This is a genomic window from Pinisolibacter sp., from assembly GCF_036782435.1.
Lineage (GTDB): Bacteria > Pseudomonadota > Alphaproteobacteria > Rhizobiales > Ancalomicrobiaceae > CALBKH01.
Window position 1 is genome coordinate 36,976 of sequence record NZ_DAIPZB010000002.1, and the last position, 18,712, is coordinate 55,687.

Consider the following 18,712-nt stretch of genomic DNA (forward strand, 5'->3'; position numbering starts at 1 on the left):
ATCCGGCTCCGGCGGAGGCCGGGCCCGATGATGCAGCCTCTTCCCTTCGTTCCCGAGGAGACGCAGACCATGTTCCCCATCGACGTCGCCATCGATCGCCGCCGGTTCCTCGCCGGTTCGGCCGTCGCCCCCTTCGCCCTCGCCGGGTTCGCGGCCCCGAGCGCCGCGGCGGCACGGCCGACCTTCACCGTCGCCGTCGCCGGCCTACCGCCGACCCTCGAACCGGCGCGGGAGCTCTCCAACGTCGGCACCCGCGTCACCTATTCGATCTTCGACACGCTCATCCGTCGTGATTTCCTCGGCTCCCCCGACGGCGGCGGATCGAAGCTGAAGCCGCATCTCGCCAGCGAGTGGAAGCGGGTGAGTCCGAGCGAGCTGATCATCACGCTGCGCCAGGGCGTGAAGTTCCACAACGGTGACGAACTGACGTCCGAAGACGTCGCCTACACCTTCCGCAACGGACGCCTGTGGGGCGAGAAACCGCAGATTCCGGCCGGCCGGCCCTATTTCGGCATTCTCGCCGGCTGCGACCCGATCGATCGTTACACCGTGCGCTTCCGCACCCGCGTGCCGGACGTGCTGCTGGAGCAGCGGCTCGCCTCCTGGTGCGCCTGGATCGTCAACAAGCGCGCCTACGAGGAGATGGGCTTCGAAGCCTATTCCAAGCGCCCGATCGCCACGGGACCCTATCGGGTGGTGTCGCACGCGCAGAACGACGCCACCGTGCTCGCCGCCTTCGACGACCATTTCCTCGGCCGCCCGACCGCCGAAAAGGTGATCTTCAAGGCGGTGCCGGAACTCGCGGCGCGCGTCGCCGGTCTCGTCGCCGGCGAGTTCGACCTCATCACCAACGTGCCGCCGGATCAGGTGGAGACGGTCGGGCGTTATCCCGACATCGACGTGCGATCGGTGGTGCTGGCCAATTCCCACGTGCTCGTCTTCGACAACCGCGATCCCGTCCTCGCCGACGAGCGCATCCGCCGGGCGCTCGCCGCCGCCATCGATCGGAAGAAGCTGGTCGACACCCTCTGGCTCGGCAAGGCGGAGGTTCCGGCGAGCCACAACTATCCGGAATACGGCGACATGTACGTCGAGGGGCGCAAGCTCGTCCATGATCCCGACCTCGCCCGCGCCCTCCTGAAGGAGGCGGGCTACAAGGGCGAGAAGATCGTCTACCGCACCCAGGCCAACTACTATACCAATGCGCTCGAAGCGGCGCAGATCCTGGTCGAGATGTGGAAAGCGGTGGGCATCGCCGCCGACCTGCAGGTGGTCGAGACCTCCGACCAGATGCGCGGCACCGGCGCGCAGATCTTCAACTGGTCGAACTCGACCCGCCTGCCCGATCCGCTCGGCGCCCTGTGGATCGCCTGGGGTCCGGGCGGCGAGGCGCAGGCCGCCAGATACTGGGCGCCGGACTCCGCCGCCGCGTTCAACCGCTACGGCCGCGCGCTCGAGGCGGAGACGGAACCGGCGAAACGCAAAGAGCTTTTCGCCCACATGCTCGACGAGTGGGAGGGCGAGGCGCCCGGCACCATCCTCTACCAGCCGTTCGAGGCCTACGCGATCCGCCGCTCGATCGGTTGGCGGCCGACCACCTTCTATTTCATGGACCTCGGGCCGGACAATCTGACCTTCCCCGGTTGATCGGGACGAAACGCGAGGACCCCGCCACGCGGCGGGGTCCCACTCATTTCTGAACCGGCCGGCGAGCCGTCACGGACCCGGGTCGCGCCGGGACGCTCACTCGGCGAGGCCGAGGCCGACCAGATGGGCGGCACCCTTCATCAGCCGGGGCTGATCCTTGACCTCGATCAGCAGACGCGGGGTCTCGCACCAATCGGCGACCGCCTTGAAGAAGGAAGGCCACAGCATCAGGCCCTCCCCCGGCAGCCAGTGGCGGTCGGCGTGACCGTCGGCGTCCTGGACGTGGACGTGGTGGAGGAGCGAGCCGGCGGCGCGGACGTAGTAATCGACCGGCGGGGCGCCGGTGGAGCGATGCGCATAGAGCGCGTGGCCGACATCGAGGGAGACCCGGACCGCTTCGCTGGCGAAGGACTTCACCAGTTCGACGCGGTCGTCGGGGTCCTTGTCCTCGATGTTCTCCATCACCAGCGTGCAGCCGATCTCCTCGGCCCGCTTCACCACCGCCGCGAGCGTCAGGTGGGTACGCTCGAAGAGGCTCTCGCGACCACGTCGATTGTAGTCGAGGTTGTTGGCGTCCCAGGTGGTGAAGGGCGAGTGGATCACCATCTGCGTCGCCCCGATCGCCTCGGCGGCCTCGAGCCCCTGCAACAGGCGGCTGGTCACCACGGCACGGATCTCGGGATCCTCGCTGTCGATCTTGAAGCCCCAGAACGGGCCGTGGATGCCGAGCCGGCCGTTCCAACCGGAGAGCACGCGCTTCGCCCGCTCGGCACGGTCGCGCCAGTCGCCGTCGAGCACGCTCGCCTCGAAGAAGTCCTGCAGCTCGAGGTCACGATCACGTTCGAACAGCCAGTCGCGATGCAGCTCGACCATGTCGAGGGAGAGGGCGGCGCCGAGCAGCGGCAGGGGGCGGGAAGCGGCGGTCATCGGGGAGGAATCCTCGGATTTTGGAAGGAGGAGCCACTTCTGCGAAATCTTCGTATCGGATCGATGACGGAAGACCATATCCGACCGAACAGCCGATCCGTGCCCTCCGCGCGCCGCGGCGTCATCGAAATGCAAGACGAACGTCATCGCTTATTCGTGCCGCGATCCTATCGAAACACACTGTCCGCACCGTGGTGAAATGTTTTTCGCCCGAAAAGCTTCGACGTCAATGTTTCTTCGGAGGTGAGTGCATGTATTCGTCGACCCGTCGTTCGGTCCTCCGTCTCGGCGCCGCGGGTGCCGGCTCGCTGATCCTGCCGCGCTTCGCCATCGCTCAGGGCGACAATCGTCCGTCGATCACCATCGCGGTGCAGAAGATCACCAACTCCAACACCCTCGACGTGCTGCGCGAGCAGTCGAACGTCGGCGAGCGGATCTTCTTTTCGCATCTCTGGGAGGGGCTGATCGGGCGCGACTGGCTCGGTGGGCTGAAGCAGATCCCGATGCTGGCGACGGCGTGGAAGCGCATCGACGCGCAGACCGTCGAACTGACCCTGCGTCCCGGCGTGAAGTTCCACAACGGCGCGGAGATGACCGCGGACGACGTGGTCTTCACCTTTTCGCGCGAGCGCATGTTCGCCAACACCGAGGCGAAGAAGCGCTCCACGCTCCAGGCCTTCGAGAACATTCCGATGCCGCGTCCGGGCAAGGAGTTGCCGGTCGAAGTTCCCGCCACGGCCCGCCGCGCCTGGCCCGACCTGATCCGCGTCGACGCGATCGACAGGTATACGGTGCGCTTCGTCAATGCGACGCCGGACGTCACACTCGAAGGCCGTCTGTCGCGCTACGGCTCGGAGATCATGAGCCGCAAGGGCTGGGAGGACAGCCCCAGCTACCTCGACTGGGCCCGCAAGCCGATCACCACCGGCCCCTATGCGGTGGTCGAGTTCAAGCCGGACGCTCACCTGATCCTCGAGGCGCACGACGATTATTGGGGTGGACGCCCGCCCTTGAAGCGCATCCGCTTCGTCGAGGTCCCGGAGGTGGCGAGCCGCGTCAACGGCCTCCTCTCCGGCCAGTATCAGTTCGCCTGCGACATTCCGCCGGACCAGATCGTCGGCATCGAGAAGAACGCCAGCTTCGAGGTCCAGGGCGGCACCATCCTGAACCATCGCCTGACCGTCTTCGACAAGCACCACCCGCAGCTCGCCGACCCGCGGGTGCGTCGCGCCATGACCCATGCGATCGACCGTCAGGCGATCGTCGACAGCCTGTGGGCCGGTCGCACGGTGGTGCCGAAGGGTCTGCAGTGGCCCTATTACGACGGCATGTTCGTCGCCGATTGGGACGTGCCGAAGTTCGATCTCGCGCTCGCCGCCGATCTCGTCGAGCAGTCGGGCTACAAGGGCGATCCGATCCCCTATCGCCTGCTCAACAACTACTACACCAACCAGGTCGCGACGGCGCAGATCCTGGTCGAGATGTGGAAGGCGGCCGGTCTCAACGTCGAGATCGAGAGCAAGGAGAACTGGACCCAGATCATGGAGCGCACCCCGACCCGCGCCGTGCGCGACTGGTCGAATTCCGCACCCTTCAACGATCCGGTCTCCTCGATCGTCAACCAGCACGGCCCCAACGGTCAGCAGCAGCAGATCGGCGAGTGGTCGAACGACGAGGCCAACAAGATGGCCGAGGTGATGGAGACCTCGACCGATCACGACACCCGCCGCAAAGCCTTCCGTCGCATGCTCGAGATCTGCGAGCGCGAAGATCCCGCCTACACGGTGCTGCACCAGAACGCGACGTTCACGGCGAAGCCGAAGTCGATCCGGTGGAAGGCCTCGCCGGCCTTCGCGATGGACTTCCGCGCCGGCAACTTCGCGATGTGATCGAGACACGGCTCGGGGGCCTCGGTCCCCGAGCCGCCCCTTCTTCGACGTGAAGATCGGAGAGCGATATCGAAATGGCGTCCGCTTCCCCCCTCATCCGTCTCGAAGGCTTGTCGGTCAGCTTCGACGGGGTCCGCGTCCTGCACGGCGTCGATCTCGATATCGGGCGCGGCGGGACGCTCGGTCTCGTCGGCGAATCCGGTTCGGGCAAGTCGGTGACCTGGCTCGCCGCGCTCGGGCTGCTGCCGGGCAAGGCGCGGATCGAAGGCCGCGCGCTCCTCGACGGCGAAGATCTGATCGCCGCGTCGGATCGCCGCCTCGACGCGGTGCGCGGCGGGCGCATCGCCATGATCTTCCAGGATCCGGCGAGCGCCCTCAATCCGGTGCTGACCATCCGCCGGCAGATCGGCGAGGCGCTCGCTCTGCATCGCGGCCTTTCGGGGCGCGCGGTCGGCGCCGAGGCGAAGCGCCTTCTCGATCTCGTGGGGATTCCCGACGCCGAACGGCGGCTCTCCGCCTATCCGCACGAATTCTCGGGTGGCCAGAACCAACGCGTCATGATCGCCATGGCGCTCGCCGGACAGCCGGATCTGCTCGTCGCCGACGAGCCGACGACCGCTCTCGACGTCACCATCCAGGCGCAGATCCTCGATCTCCTGGACTCGGTGCGGCGGGAGACCGGCATGGCGTTGGTGCTGATCAGCCACGACCTCGGCGTCGTCTCGCAGACCTGCGACCGCGTCGCGGTGATGTACGCCGGTCGGATCGTCGAGGAGGGTCCCTCGTCCCGTCTCTTCGCCGACCCGGCGCATCCCTACACGCGCGGACTGATCGGGGCCCTGCCGCCGCTCGACGGGTCGCGCCGGCGCCTCGTCTCGATCGCCGGGACGGTGCCGGACCCGCGTGACCCGCCACCCGGCTGCGCCTTCGCGCCGCGCTGTCTGCACTCGGACCGCCGCTGCACCGGCGACGTCCCGCAGATCGAGCCGATCGAAGCCGACCGGCGCATGGCCTGCGTCCTCGCCGTCCATCGACGCAGCGAGATCGCGGCGCGCGCCGGGCGCGAACACACGACCGCGGAGACCGTCGCGCCATGACCGAACCGCTCGTCCGGGTCGACGACGTCGCTCGCACCTATCACAGCCGCCGCGGCCTGTTCGGCCGTGCGGTCGAGGTCGCCGCGGTCGACGGCGTCTCCTTCACGCTGGGGCGCGGCGAGACGCTCGGCATCGTCGGTGAATCCGGCTCCGGCAAGTCGACCACCGGTCGCCTCGTTCTCGGGCTCGAACCGAGCGATCGCGGCACCGTCGCCTTCGACGGTGCCGCGCTGCCGAAGGGCGGTACGCCGGACTGGCGACGGCTCAGGGCTCGCATGCAGATGATCTTCCAGGATCCCCTCGGCGCGCTCGACCGCCGCCTGCCGATCGGCGAGCAGATCCGCGAGCCGCTCGACATCCACGACATCGGCGACACCGCGTCGCGGGTCGCCCGCGTCGCCGACCTGCTCGATCGGGTCGGCCTGACGCGCAACCACGGCCGGCGCTATCCCCACGAGCTCTCGGGCGGTCAGCGTCAACGCGCCGTGCTCGCCCGGGCGCTCGCCACCACCCCGGACTTCCTGGTCTGTGACGAGCCGATCTCGGCGCTCGACGTGTCGATCCAGGCGCAGGTGGTCAATCTGCTCGTCGATCTCCAGGCCGAGTTCGGCCTCGCCATGCTCTTCGTCAGCCACGACCTGCGCGTCGTTCGTCAGGTGAGCCGGCGCGTCGCGGTGATGTATCTCGGCCGGATCGTCGAGGAGGGGTCGGCCGACGATCTCTTCGCCTCTCCGGTCCATCCCTATACCCGAGCGCTCGTCTCCGCCGCGCCGACCCCCGGTCGACGGCTCACCGACCGGATCGTGCTCCAGGGGGACCCGCCGGATCCGGCCGATCGGCCGAGCGGCTGCGCCTTCCATCCGCGTTGCCCGGTGGCGGAAGCGCGGTGCCGCATCGAGACGCCGCGTCTCGTCGATGTCGGCGGTGGCCGTCGCGCCGCCTGCCTGCCGGTGTCCGGCGACGCCACGTCGACCCGTGAGGCCGCCTGATGCTGCGCTTCTTCTCTCTGCGGGTGTTTCGCGCGCTCCTCACCGTCACGCTCGTCGTCACCTTCGCCTTCGTCGTGCTCCGCATGTCGGCGGACCCGGCGCTGATCATTCTCGGCCCCGAGGCGCCGCCCGAGGTGATCGCCGCCTTCCGCAAGTCCTGGGGTCTCGACGAGCCGATCTGGGTTCAATACGTCGACTATGTCGCGGCGATCTTCCGCGGCGAACTCGGTCGCTCGATGCGCGACGGCCGGCCGGCGATCGAACTCGTCGCCGAACGCATCCCGGCGACGTTGGCGCTCACCCTGCCGGCGCTGGCGCTGAAGATCGCCATCGGCATTCCCGCCGGGATCTGGGCGAGCCTGCATCGCGGCACGTTCGTCGACCGGACGGTGATGGCGGCGGCGGTCGCCGGTTTCACCGTCCCGAGCTTCGTGCTCGGCCTCGTGTTGGTGCTGATCTTCTCGGTCCAGCTCGGCTGGCTGCCGTCGGGCGGGCAGGACACCTGGATTCACGCCATCCTGCCGATCGTCACCATGGGCGTGGGCGGCGCGGCCGTGCTCGCCCGCTTCACCCGGTCGGCCATGCTCGAGGTGCTCGGCCAGCCCTACATGCGAACCGCCTCGGCCAAGGGCCTGCCCTGGGCGCGAGCGATCCGCGATCATGCGCTGCCCAACGCCGCGATCCCGACGGTGACCATCGTCGGCTTCATGGTCGGCACCCTGATCGCCGGCGCGGTGGTGGTGGAGAGCGTCTTCTCCTGGCCGGGGGTCGGGCGCCTGCTGGTGGTGGCCGTTTCGAACCGCGATCTCGCGGTCGTCCAGTGCATCCTGCTGCTCGTCGCCGCGACCATGGTCCTCTCCAACCTGATGGTCGACTTCCTCTACGGCTTCCTCGATCCGCGCCTCGCCGCCGGCGCCCGCGCCGGAGGACACTGACCATGGTCGATCTCTCGCCGGCGGCGCCGACCCGTCGTTTCGCCGTCACCCTGCCGAGACTGCCGGTGACGGTCTCCCTGGCGCTCCTCTGGGTGATCGCGATGATCGTGATCGCGCTCTTCGCCGACGCGATCGCGCCGCACGGCTTCACCGCCCTCGATCTCAAACACCGCCTCGTCGCGCCGGGGGAGCCGACCCATCTCCTCGGCACCGACGAACTCGGCCGCGACGTGCTCTCCCGCCTCGTCGCCTCGATCCGCATCTCGCTCGCCATCGCCTTCGGGGCGACGCTGATCTCGGCCCTGATCGGCACCACGCTCGGCTTTCTCGCCGCCCATTTCCGCGGGCTGGTCGAGCAGGTCGTGCTGATGCTCGCCGACTTCCAGGCGTCGATGCCGTTCCTGATCATGGCGCTGTCGGTGCTGGCCTTCTTCGGCAATTCTCTGCCGTTGCTGATCGGGCTGATGGGGCTCTACGGATGGGAGCGTTACGCCCGCATCGCCCGCGGCCTCGCCATTTCGGCCGGGTCCCAGGGCTATGCCGGCGCGGTGCGCCAACTCGGCGCTTCGCCGGGCCGGGTCTACGGCCGCCACATCCTGCCCAACATCGCTTCGACGCTGATCGTCTCGATGACCCTGGTGTTTCCCGAGGTCATCCTGATGGAATCCGGGCTGTCGTTCCTCGGTCTCGGGGTGCAGCCGCCGATGACCAGCCTCGGCAACATGGTCGGCTACGGACGCGAATACCTGACCCGCGCCCCGTGGATCCTGCTGTCGCCTTCCGTGACCATCGTGCTCACCACCCTCGCCGTCTCGATCCTCGGCGACTGGGTGCGCGACAGCCTCGACCCGACCCTGCGCTGAACGCCAGACGAAAGGCCCGCCCATGACCCGCCGCCCGATGGTCGTCACCGTGATCTGCGATGGCATGCGCCCGGACTTCGTCACCGAGGGGACGACGCCGGGGCTGATGCGGCTGCGCCGCGAGGGCGTCTGGTTCGACACCCATACCGGTATCTTTCCCTCGGTGACGCGCGCCTCCTCCGCTTCGATCGCCACCGGCTGCCACCCGGCGTCCCACGGCCTGCGCGGCAACTGCATCGCGCTGCCCGTGGGCGACGGTCTCGTCTTCCACGATGTCGGCAAGCCGGAGTATCACGCCGCTCATCATGCCCATTTCGGCCGCTGGCTGACCCGTCCGGCGCTCGCCGAACGCGTCGCGCGGTCGGGTGGCTCGGCGCTCCATGTCTCCAACGCGTCGCCGGGCACCGCCTATTTCCACGACGCCGAGGGACACGGCACGCTGTATCATCGCACCCTCTGCCACGAACCGGGTCGGGTCGACACCGGCGAGCGACTCGCCGCCCCGGCCGGCGCCGAGGGCGACCGGATCTGCGCCGCGCGCTTCGTCGACGAATTGGTGGCGCGCCGCCCGACGGTCGCGACGCTGTGGCTCTCCGAACCCGACAAGTCGATGCATGCGGCCCCCCTCGGAAGCCCGCGCCACCTCACCGCCATGAAACTCGTCGACCAGTTGGTCGGCCATGTCGCCGAGGCCGTCGATCGGTTGCGCGACGTCGGCTTCGACGTGCTGTTCATGGTCGGCTCCGATCACGGCCACGAGGCGGTGAGCGACGTGGTGCCGATCGAGCGTCGGTTGTTCGAAGCCGGCTTCAAGCGCAGCCTCGACGGCGACGATCTCGTCGTCGCGCCGCAGGGCTCCGCCGCCTTCGTCCATTTTGCCGCTTCCGCCCTCGATCGCCGCGACCAGGTCGCCGGGTGGCTCGCCGACCAACCCTGGATCGGCGTCGTCCATCGCGGCGACGATCTCGCCCCCCTCGGTCAGAGCTCGGCGGCGGATCTGCTGGTGGTCGAGATGGCCAAGACCGACGGCGTCAATTCGCACGGAGTGCGCGGCCTGACCGCCATGGCGGTCAGGTTTTCCGAAGACGAGGACGACGTCCGCCGCGATTGCGGCACCCACGGCGGCCGCGGGCCGTGGGAGAGCCGGCCGACGTTGATGGCCACCGGGGGCGGGTTCGGTGCCGGCGAGATCGTGGGCGCCCCCACGTCGATCGTCGACATCGCGCCCACGGCGCTCGCCCATCTCGGGTTCGCTCTCGACGCCGTCGACGGACGCTCGTTGTGCGAGATCGGGAACGAACCCGACCGTTGACCGCTCGGCGGAGCGGCGTGCTCCTTCGATGCGCCGCTCGAAGAGCGATCAACGGAAAAGATCGCCGCCATCCGACGCTCTGCCGCTTTCCCTGATCAGCCCCGTCTGCGAGGCCAGGGCTCCCTGATCGGTCCCAGATGTTCCCTGCTTCGTCGCGTCGGGAAATCAGACATATGGCGTTGATTCATCTGTTTTTTTGAAGGCCGCCGAGGTTCCCGGCGCCAAATCTGGAAGATCTTCCCTGCATATTCGCTGTTTTCAGGGAATTCGGAGACCGGTCCGCGCTCGACCGCGTCAACCGCCACGAGCCTAGCTCCGAGTAGACATGGCTAGGGAAAGCGGAAAACCAAAGGGTTGCAAATCGACACTGCGACACGACGGCGCCACACGGGGCGACGAGCAGATGGCCGAGGCACCCGGACTTTCGCGGCGCGATGGTGTTCGGCGATTCCGCGTTCGTGTTCCCGAAAAGTACCGAAAGACGATCGGCTATGTCAGCCCGGCAGGGTTCGAACGGGTGGTTGAATCGGCTCGAGGTGGTGTCGACGGAACCGGCACCAGGCCAGGTTCGTCGGGGCCTCGCCAGCTTTCGATGAGAGGGATCCGTTTCGGCGACCGTTTCGTGCCGACCCGCCGTCAGGTTCGCTCGAAGATCGCCGAGATCCCCTGGCCCCCGCCGATGCACATGGTGACCAGGGCGTGGCGACCGCCGGTGCGACGCAGTTCGTGGACCGCCTTCACCGTGTTGATCGCGCCGGTGGCGCCGACCGGATGGCCGATCGAGATGCCGCTGCCGTTCGGATTGACCTTCTCGGGATCGAAGTCGAGGTCGCGGGCGACGGCACAGGCCTGGGCGGCGAAGGCCTCGTTGGCCTCGATCACGTCCATGTCGGCGACCGAGAGCCCGGCGCGTTTCATCACCGCCCGCGTCGCCGGCACCGGCCCGATCCCCATGTAGGCCGGATCGACGCCGGCATGGGCATAGGCGACGAGGCGCGCCAGCGGCGTCAGGCGATGACGCGCGACGGCGTCGGCGGTCGCCACGACCACCGCCGCGGCGCCGTCGTTCATGCCCGAAGCATTGCCCGCCGTGACGGTTCCGCCCTGTTTGAAGACCGTCGGAAGCTTGGCGAAGTCCGCGAGGCCGGCGTCCGGTCGGACGTGCTCGTCGCGCTCGAAGGCCACCTGCTGACGCTTCTGGCGGACCATGACCGGCACGATCTGCCCGTCGAAACGTCCCTCCGCCCAGGCCCGTGCAGCCCGGCGGTGGCTCTCGACGGCGTAGGCGTCCTGTTCGTCGCGGGAGATGGCGTAGCGCTCGGCGACGTTCTCGGCCGTCACGCCCATCAGGATGCGGTGGAACGGATCGGTCAGCACCCCGGTGAGCACGTCGACGAGGACCGCGTCGCCGAAACGCGCGCCCCAGCGCGTCGCCGGCGATTGGAACGGCGCGCGGCTCATGCTCTCCGCGCCACCGGCGACGGCGATCTCGGCGTCGCCCAGGGCGAGCATCTGGGCCGCCGAGACGATCGCCTGGAGGCCGGACCCGCAGAGCCGGTTGACGGTGAGGGCCGGGGCCTCCTGCGGCAGTCCGGCCTCGATGGCGGCGACGCGCGCGAGGTAGGCGTCGCGCGGCTCGGTCGGCACGACCTGTCCGAACACCACGTGATCGACCGCCTGCGGGTCGAGGCCGCTGCGCCGGACGGCTTCGCGCACCACCGTGCTGCCGAGCGTCGACGGCGGGATGTCGCGCATCGAACCGCCGAAATCGCCCACCGCGGTTCTGACCGCTCCGACGATGTAGATGTCCTTCATGACACGCCCTTCCCTTCTTCTTGCCGGTCGGACGGCCGCCGATCGGCGTCGTGCGCCGTGGCGCGAGCGCGACCGCCGCCGGCCTCACCGTCCATCGAAATCGCACCGCGACCTCATCCGTCGAGATCGGAGAAGCTGCGCCCCTCTTTCACCAGACGCGCGAGCAACGGCGCCGGCCGCCAGGCCCAGCCGTGATGACCGGCGGCGAAATGCTCGATCCGCTCGAGCACCGCGCCGAGGCCGACCCGGTCGGCGTGGAACATCGGACCGCCGCGGAAACGTGGGAAGCCGTAGCCGTTCAGATAGACGACGTCGATGTCGAGGGGACGGGCGGCGATCTTCTCTTCGAGGATGCGCGCGCCCTCGTTGACCATGGCGAAGACGCAGCGCGCGACGATCTCCGCATCGCCGATCTCGCGGCGCTCCACACCGAGTTCGGCGGAATGGGCGACGATCATCGCGTCGATCTCCGGATCGGGCGCGCCTCTGCGATTCTCGGGGTCGTAACGGTAGTAGCCGAGGCCGGTCTTCTGGCCGAAGCGGCCGAGTTCGCAGATCATGTCCGGGATGCGGGAATACGGCCTGTCCGGTTGCTCCTTCGCGCGGCGCTTGCGGATGTTCCAGCCGATGTCCTGGCCGGCCAGATCCATGACGCGCAGCGGGCCCATCGCGAAGCCCCAGGCCTCCATGGCGCGGTCGACCCGGGAGGGGAGCGCACCCTCTTCGAGCAGGAAATAGGCCTGTCGCAGATATTCCTCGAAGATGCGATTGCCGATGAAGCCGTCGCACAGGCCGGAGACGACGCCGACCTTGCCGATCCGGCGTGCGAAGGCGAGCGCATCGGCGACCACCTGCGGATCGGTGCGCGGGCCGCGGACGATCTCGAGCAGCTTCATGACGTTGGCCGGACTGAAGAAATGCAGTCCGATCACGCTTCGTGGCCGGTCGGTGGCGGCGGCGATCGCGTCGACGTCGAGGGTCGAGGTGTTGGTGGCGAGGATCGCGTCGGCACCGGCGATCCCGTCCAGTTGCCGGAAGATCCGGCGCTTGACCTCGAGGTCCTCGAAGGCGGCCTCGATGACGATGTCGGCCGTCGCCGCGCCTTCGAGGCTCGCCGAGACGACCAGCCGGGCGCGCCGCTCGGTCGCCGCCTCGATGCTGCAGCGGCCCTTCTCGACGGCGACACGGAGATTGCGCTCTATGCCGGCGAGACCACGCGCCAAGGGTTCGGCGTTCGGATCGGTGAGGACGACTTCGAACCCGGCATCGAGCAGGCAGGTCGCGATGCCGGTCCCCATGGTGCCGGCGCCGACCACCGCCGCCTTCGCCGGTCGTGCGGCGGGGCGCGGCGGCGGCAGACCCGGAACCGCCGACACCGCGCTTTCGGACAGGAAGGCGTGACGCAGCCCCCGAGCCTCCTCCGACAGCATCAGACGATCGAAGGCGCGGTATTCGTAGGCGAGCCCCTCGTCGAAGGGCGAGCCGCACGCGGCCCCGACGCAGGCGACGATCTGCCGCGGCGCCTCACCGAAGCCGTGCCGCGCCGATGCCGCCGTGCGCGCCGCTTCGATGTCCCAGGCCCCCGCGACGGCGGCGTCGCGGGGGCGCGGCAAGGGGCGGGGCGAGCCGGCCAGATCGATCGCGAGCGTCTCCGCTTCGCCGACGAGGTCGGCCGACGCCACCCGATCGACCAGCCCGAGCCGCAGCGCTTCCGACGCGGCGATCCGGCGTCCCGAGATCATCAGGCCGCATGCGGCCGCCGGGCCGATCAGCCTCGTCAGGCGCTGTGTACCGCCCCCGCCCGGCAGCAGGCCGAGCGTCACCTCCGGAAAGGCGAACCGGGCCTCTTCGGTGCAGATGCGCGCGTGGCAGGCGAGAGCGAACTCGAGGCCGCCGCCCAAGGCCCAGCCGTGGATGGCGGCAACGACGGGTTTGTCGATCCGGTCGAGGAGCGCCATCAGGTTCCGTATCGGCCCGACGTCCTTCGCCGGGTCCTCACCGAAATCGGCGATGTCGGCTCCCGCCGAGAAGCACCGTCCGGCACCGACGACGACGATGGCCGTGACGGCCGCATCCGAAACATGGGTGGCGATCGCCGAGGCCAGCGCGTCGACGAGCCCCGATCGTGTCGACAGCGCATTGACCGGCGGATTGTCGATCGTGACCAGCGCGACCGAGGATCGAAAGGTGATGGTGATCGTTCCCAAGATCAGATCCTCGTCGTGGTCGGGGCGGACGGCGCGGCGACGCGGACGAGACGCTCCGTGTCGGCGCCCAACCGCGGTGCGGTCTCCAGGGCGGTCGCGCCTTCGCCTTCCCAGCGGAACGCCGGTCCGAAGGCGACGGGCTCGCCGTCGACGCCGATCCCGGGCGTCTCGCCGTAGGCCCCGGTCAGGTATTCGAAGAGGTCGCGCACGCGCGACGCCGGTACCCCTTCGGCGTTCAGGGTGCGCTCCAGCGTCCCGGCATCGGCGGTCGCGAAGGCCGCGGCGAGGGCCCGGCGGAGTTCGTCCGTGGCGAGGTCGGTGAGGAAGCCGTCGGGCGCGATCTCGGTGGGGACGTGCGGTGGCAGGGCGAGTTCCGGTCGACCGAGGAGACGGCAGAGCGTCGTGAACTGCGCCTTGGTGTTGGCCGCCACCGAGAGATGGCCGTCGGAGGTCGCGAAAGTGTCGGCGCCGGGACTGCCGACGAAGCCTCGGTTGCCGACGCGACGCGGCGGTCGACCCGTCGCCAACGCGCCGGCCGCCGGACCCGACATCAGAGCGAGCGCGGAATCGACCATGGAGACGTCGAGCGTGATCGGCGACGTGTCGCCGCGCAGACGCCGGATCACGGCGGCGAGGATCGCTTCCGACGCGCTGATCCCGGTGGCGATGTCGATCACCGGAAACCCGACCTTCACGGGCTGGTCCGTGGCCGGGCCGCCCTGGAGCGCCATCATGCCCGTCGCAGCCTGGATCACGTGGTCGTAGGCGCCCCTGGCGCTGTTCGGCCCCTTCTGGCCCCAGCCGGAAATCGAGCAGTAGATGATCCGCGGTCGGACGGCGCGGATGTCCTCCGGCGCGAGGCCGAGACGCCGGGCGCCGCCCGGCCGGAAGTTCTCGACGAAGACGTCCGCCTCCTTGGCCAGTTCGAGGATCGCGGCGCGGCCGGCCTCGGTGGTCAGATCGAGCACCACCGACTTCTTGCCGGCGTTGAGGGCGCGGAAGCCGGGCGACAGGCCGTCGAGTTCGGGGCGCACGGCCAGTTCGCGCATCGGGTCTCCCGTCCCCGGACGTTCGATCTTGATCACTTCGGCGCCGAGACACCGCAGGTGATGCGTCGCGCACGGCCCGGCCAGCACGTGCGTCAGATCGAGCACCCGGAAGCCTTCCAACGGTCGCATCGCATTCTCCTCAGGTTCTGCGGCCGAAGGCGCGGGAGACGGGAACGAAGACCGCGAGCGTCAGACCGAGCAGCACGATCGTCAGCGCCGCGGCCTCGCCCATGCGCGTTTCCGACCAGAGTTGGAAGATCAGGACCGAGAGCGTCATCGACCCCGCCGATCCGCCGCCGAGGAACAGGGGGGTGTTGAGGTCGCGCAGCGCCGAGAGGAAATCCAACGCGAAAACGGAGAGCAGCACCGGTCGCAGGAGCGGCAGCGTCACCGTCGCGGCGATGCGCCCGCGGCCCGCCCCGCAGACGGCGGCGGCTTCTTCCAGAGGCCGGTCGATCTGGCCGAAACCGTCGCCGATGTTGCGGGTGGCGATCGGCAACGAACGCGCCGCCTGGGTCATCGCGATCAGAACGAGGCTGCCCCAGAGCCCGATCGGCGAGCCGATCCAGGCCCACATGACCGCCGTCAGGAAGGCCACCGACGGGACCAGCACGGTGTAGAGCGCGGCGCCCTGGAGGACAAACCGCCCGGGCAGCGTGGTGCGTCGCACGAAATAGCTCACCGCCGTGGCCGTCAGCAGGACCATGGTGACGTCCATCGCCGCGATCTTCAACGTGTTGCCGGCGACCTGCCAGAAGGCGAAATACTCCAGGATCACGTAGCGGAAATTGGCGAGCGACAGGTTCGCCAGACCGATCGAGCCGAACCATTTGACGTTGAGCGACATCCACAGGACGACGAGGAAGGGACCGACGACCGAGAGCATCGTGACGCCCAGCGCGAACCCCGCCGCCACCAGCCGCCACCGGCCGAGCGGCATCGACGCGGCCTTCACCCCCTTGCCGGCGACGACGGCGAAACTGCGGTCTCGGCGACGGCGGCGGAACACCCATGCGACCGCGGCGAGCAGCATCGCGGTGGCGACGAAGAGCACGCCCATCGCCGCGGCCATCTCGAGGCGCGGCGGAAAGGCGCTGAGGAACAGGTAGAGCTGGGTTCCGAAGACGTAGATGCGGGCGGGCATGCCGAGGATCGCCGGAGCCGCGAAGAGACCCCACGAGATGATCACCGAGAAGGCGGCGGCCGAGACGATGGCCGGTGTCACCAGCGGCAGCGTCACGGTGCGGACGACGGTCAGCGGGCGGGCGCCGGAGACGCGTGCCGCCTCCTCGAAACTACCGTCGACGGAGGCGAGGGCGGCTTCGACGGTGAGGAAGACGAAAGCGTAGAGGAAGAGCGCGGTCACGAAGATCATGCCGCCCATCGACTGGATGTCGAAGGGCTTCACCCCGAAGAGGTCGTGGAAGACCCGGTTGACCAATCCGGCGTTGGGGCTGGCGACGTAGACGTAGGCCATGGCGGTCAGCCACGGCGGCGAGACGAAGGCGAGCACCGCCGAGAGCCGCGCCACCCGCTTGAACGGCATGTCGGTGCGCGCCACCAGAACGGCGAGCGAGACGCCGATCGTCACGGCGAGACCGGTCGAGCCGAAGGCGTAGATCCAGGAATTGGCCAGCACCTTGGCGAAGGCGAACTTCTCGCCGAGATCGACGAAGTTCCCCATTCCGAACCCGCCGGGGACCCGCAGGGAGCCGATCACCAGCCAGATCATCGGGTAGATCGTCAGGACGAACAGCACGACGGCCGTCGCGACGAAGGCGATCCACAGCCCGGACACACGCCGCGGCGTCGGGCGAACATCGCGGCCGGCGGCGGCCGTGTCGGCACCGGCCGTCATGACGCGCCCTCCGGATAGACGAAGAGAGAGTCCGGAGCGACGTGCAACGAGACCGCCGTACCTTCCGCGAACATGCCGCTGTGACTCGGAACGTCGACGGTGACCTCGCCGCCGGCGAAGCGGACGAGGTAGTGGACGTCCGGACCCAGGTACTGCTCGAGCACGACCTCGCCCGGCCAGCCGCCCCCGGCATCGGCGGGACGCAGGATCACGTCCGAAGGCCGGAACAGGACCCGCGCGGACGCCGCTCCGCCGATGTCACCGACGCCGTCGGGCAACAGACCGAGCCCGTCGACGACGAGGCGGCCGTCGACCCGGCGAGCCGCGAGCTCGTTGGTCGCGCCGAGGAAATGCGCCACCTCCGCGGTCTGCGGACGGCGGAAGATGTCCTCCGGCGCGCCGCGCTGCAGAACCCGGCCCGCACCCATCACCAGGATCTGGTCGGAGAGCGCCAGCGCCTCCGACTGATCGTGCGTGACGGCGATCATCGTCGTGCCGGTCTCCCGCTGGATGCGCTTGAGCTCCTGGCGCATCTCGACGCGCAGATGCGTGTCGAGATTGGCCAGCGGCTCGTCGAGGAGGAGGATCTCCGGATCGTAGGCGATGGCCCGGGCGAGCACCACGCGCTGCATCTGGCCGCCCGAGAGCTGGCCCGGATAGCGGTCGGCGTAGTTCGCCAGCCGCACCAGTGCCAGGGCGGAACGCACCCGTTCCTCGACTTCGGCGCGCGAGCGGCGTCGTACGCGCAGACCGTAGGCGACGTTGTCGGCGATCGTCATGTGCGGCCAGATCGCATAGGACTGGAACACCATGCCGAGGTTTCGCGCCTCGACCGGCACCCGATCGCGTCCGTCGGCGAAGACGGTGCGGACGCCGATGACGATCTCGCCGGCGGTGGCGGTCTCGAGGCCGGCGATGCAGCGCAGGGTGGTCGTCTTGCCGCAACCGGAAGGCCCCAGCATGGTGGCGATCTCACCTTCCGGCACGACGAACGACACACCGTCGATCGCGTTCACCGATCCGAAGGTCTTCACGAGTTGGTTGACTTCGACACGCGACATGATCAGCCCATGATCTTCCGCCAGGTGTCGAGGACTTCGCCTCGCTTGGCCGTCAGTTCCACCAGATCGGGCTCGTAGATCCTGAGATCGGTGAGCGACGGCATGCCTTTCGGCGTCGGTGCGCCGGCGTTGGAGCAGTACATGCCGGTCTTCTCGACGATCACCTTCTGATGGGCGGCGGACAGCAGATGGTCGGCCAGGACCGCGGCGGCGGCCGGACGGGTCGACTTGGCGGACACGATCATGCAGTAGCGGGCCAAGACCGTCCCGTCCTCGGGGAAGACGATGCGGATCGGCGCATCCTGTTGCAGATAGAGGAAGGCCCAGGCCTGCGCCACGACGCAGATCCCCTTCTCGCCACGGGCCACCGCCTGCATCGCTTCCGCCTGGAGCCGCATCTCGCCGGCTTCGTTGGCCCTGAGCGCCTCGACGAAGTCCCAGCCGTGTTGCTCGACCAGGGCCTTGATCAACAGGGTCGACGTGCCGGCGTTCTCCGGAGCACCGAAGACGATCTGGCCCTTGTAGCGGGGGTCGACGAGGTCGGCGTAGCGGCGCGGCTCCGTACCCTCGGGGACGAGCTTGTCGTTGACGACGATCGTCATGCCGAAGCCGCCGGTCGGGAAGATGCCCGGATCCTTGGCGGCGAAGACCTTGCCGAGCGCGGCGAGGTTCGGCAGATCCGGGGTCGCCGCCCATCCCTTCTCCCGCGCGTAGAGGCCGAGCGCATAGTCGCTGAGCCACAGGACGTCGGCGGAGCCGGCGCCACTGCCCACCTCCTGCTCGTACTTGCGCATGATGATCTCGCCGCCACCGGGGCGCGAATAGTCGACGGCGATGCCCGAGGCGCGACCGAATTCGGCCATGAGAGGCTCTTCGACCCGGGCGATTCCGGAGGAATAGAGGCTCGCCCGCCCCTCCTTCTTGGCGGCGGCGACCGTCGCGGCCCAGTCTCCGGCCGCGAAGGCCGGGCGGACCAGCAACGAGGCGACGCCCAAGTTGAAGCCGTGGCGAAGCAGTGTGCGCCTGTCGATCATCGTCGTTCCTCCCTGTGGTTCCGTCGTCC

General features: G+C 68.9%; 14 protein-coding genes. 7 read left to right on the plus strand and 7 right to left on the minus strand.

Translation table 11 applies throughout. From position 1 onward, the window contains the following. The first annotated feature begins 27 nt into the window (after nt 1-27). The gene (locus V7Q42_RS01090) at nt 28-1,647 is read left to right on the plus strand and encodes an ABC transporter substrate-binding protein (protein ID WP_333821796.1); all 1,620 of its coding nucleotides are present in this window, start codon (nt 28-30) and stop codon (nt 1,645-1,647) included. A gap of 96 nt (nt 1,648-1,743) precedes the next feature. On the opposite strand, the gene V7Q42_RS01095 is transcribed toward V7Q42_RS01090, so the two are convergent. Then, entirely contained in the window at nt 1,744-2,574 is an 831-nt protein-coding gene (locus V7Q42_RS01095) for a sugar phosphate isomerase/epimerase family protein (protein ID WP_333821797.1), read from the minus strand. Between the two features lie 251 nt (nt 2,575-2,825). Between V7Q42_RS01095 and V7Q42_RS01100 the strand changes: the two genes are divergently transcribed. From V7Q42_RS01100 to V7Q42_RS01125, 6 genes are all read left to right on the plus strand, one after another. Continuing rightward, complete coding sequence (locus V7Q42_RS01100) at nt 2,826-4,463, plus strand: ABC transporter substrate-binding protein (protein ID WP_333821798.1); 1,638 nt, start codon at nt 2,826-2,828, stop codon at nt 4,461-4,463. A gap of 74 nt (nt 4,464-4,537) precedes the next feature. After that, entirely contained in the window at nt 4,538-5,560 is a 1,023-nt protein-coding gene (locus V7Q42_RS01105) for an ABC transporter ATP-binding protein (protein WP_333821799.1), read from the plus strand. Continuing rightward, the gene (locus tag V7Q42_RS01110; RefSeq protein ID WP_333821800.1) at nt 5,557-6,549 is read left to right on the plus strand and encodes an ABC transporter ATP-binding protein; all 993 of its coding nucleotides are present in this window, start codon (nt 5,557-5,559) and stop codon (nt 6,547-6,549) included. The genes V7Q42_RS01105 and V7Q42_RS01110 overlap by 4 nt, the downstream gene beginning before the upstream one ends. Then, entirely contained in the window at nt 6,549-7,484 is a 936-nt protein-coding gene (locus V7Q42_RS01115) for an ABC transporter permease (RefSeq protein WP_333821802.1), read from the plus strand. The genes V7Q42_RS01110 and V7Q42_RS01115 overlap by 1 nt, the downstream gene beginning before the upstream one ends. Before the next feature lie 2 nt (nt 7,485-7,486). Beyond that, nucleotides 7,487-8,347, plus strand: a complete 861-nt coding sequence (locus V7Q42_RS01120) for an ABC transporter permease (protein ID WP_333821804.1) — start codon at nt 7,487-7,489, stop codon at nt 8,345-8,347. A 22-nt stretch (nt 8,348-8,369) separates the two neighbouring features. After that, on the plus strand, nt 8,370-9,659 hold the full coding sequence (locus V7Q42_RS01125; RefSeq protein WP_333821805.1) for an alkaline phosphatase family protein: 1,290 nt from the start codon (nt 8,370-8,372) through the stop codon (nt 9,657-9,659). Nucleotides 9,660-10,295: 636 nt separating this feature from the next. Here V7Q42_RS01125 and bktB read toward each other — a convergent pair. From bktB to V7Q42_RS01155, 6 genes are all read right to left on the minus strand, one after another. Further along, nucleotides 10,296-11,474, minus strand: a complete 1,179-nt coding sequence (gene bktB / locus V7Q42_RS01130; RefSeq protein ID WP_333821808.1) for a beta-ketothiolase BktB — start codon at nt 11,472-11,474, stop codon at nt 10,296-10,298. A gap of 113 nt (nt 11,475-11,587) precedes the next feature. Next, nucleotides 11,588-13,681 carry a 3-hydroxyacyl-CoA dehydrogenase NAD-binding domain-containing protein gene (locus tag V7Q42_RS01135; protein ID WP_333821810.1) on the minus strand — a complete coding sequence of 698 codons (2,094 nt, stop codon included), beginning with the start codon at nt 13,679-13,681 and terminating at the stop codon, nt 11,588-11,590. Nucleotides 13,682-13,683: 2 nt separating this feature from the next. Further along, the gene (locus V7Q42_RS01140) at nt 13,684-14,859 is read right to left on the minus strand and encodes a CaiB/BaiF CoA transferase family protein (protein WP_333821811.1); all 1,176 of its coding nucleotides are present in this window, start codon (nt 14,857-14,859) and stop codon (nt 13,684-13,686) included. A gap of 10 nt (nt 14,860-14,869) precedes the next feature. After that, on the minus strand, nt 14,870-16,588 hold the full coding sequence (locus V7Q42_RS01145; protein ID WP_333821813.1) for an ABC transporter permease: 1,719 nt from the start codon (nt 16,586-16,588) through the stop codon (nt 14,870-14,872). Further along, nucleotides 16,585-17,649 (minus strand): ABC transporter ATP-binding protein, encoded by a 1,065-nt coding sequence (locus tag V7Q42_RS01150; RefSeq protein WP_333821814.1) that lies wholly within the window; start codon nt 17,647-17,649, stop codon nt 16,585-16,587. Before V7Q42_RS01150 ends, V7Q42_RS01145 begins: the two co-directional genes overlap by 4 nt. A 2-nt stretch (nt 17,650-17,651) precedes the next feature. After that, nucleotides 17,652-18,683, minus strand: coding sequence for an ABC transporter substrate-binding protein (locus V7Q42_RS01155; protein ID WP_333821815.1), 1,032 nt, complete (start codon nt 18,681-18,683; stop codon nt 17,652-17,654). Nucleotides 18,684-18,712: the final 29 nt, after the last annotated feature.